The organism is Psychrobacter sp. 1Y4 (genome assembly GCF_051847555.1).
Genome location: NZ_JBPYDE010000642.1, coordinates 1 through 667, shown reverse-complemented (window position 1 = coordinate 667; position 667 = coordinate 1). Strand labels below are relative to the sequence as shown.

1 protein-coding gene is annotated in these 667 nt (G+C 47.7%); it reads left to right on the top strand.

Annotation, left to right across the window (positions count from 1 at the left end):
- The coding region (locus ACS8FC_RS18065) for an ABC transporter substrate-binding protein (protein WP_439297802.1) at positions 1–667 on the top strand (667 nt) is incomplete at both ends.

Genomic DNA, 667 nt, shown 5'->3' with positions numbered 1-667 from the left:
GATGATCCATAACTCGGTCAAGCCCGTCAACCAAAAGAATGTCGAAGAATTTGGCGATAAATGGACTGACCCTGCCAATATCGTGGTCAACGGCCCATACAAAGTCAGCAAATGGCAAGTCAACGATCAAATCGTCCTAACACGTAACCCTGCTTATTACGATGACGCCAATACCAAAATTGATACTGTCACGATGCTCGCGATTCCTTCTAGTACCACTGATGTGGCGCGCTATCAGGCTGGCGAGATTGACATGACCTACAATGAAGTTCCGACTGAGCAATTCGCTTCTCTCAAAGAACAGCTCGGTGATGAGCTCACCGTCTCTCCTTATCTATGTACCTACTATTACGAGTTTAATAACGTCAAACCACCATTTGATGATGTCAAAGTGCGCCGTGCGCTCGCCTTGGCATTAGATCGTGACACGGTGGTCGATAAAGTCATCGGTCAAGGACAGACAGCAGCCTATCAGCTGACACCAACTGCGACCAATGGCGATGTAAAAAATACGCCAGAGTGGTCAACGTGGGATAAAGAAAAACGTCTTGCAGAAGCCAAGAAGCTGCTGAATGAAGCAGGCTATAGCGAGAGCAATCCACTAAAATTCGAGCTGCTATACAACACCAATGACCTACATAAGAAAACGGCGCTCGCCGTCGCCTCG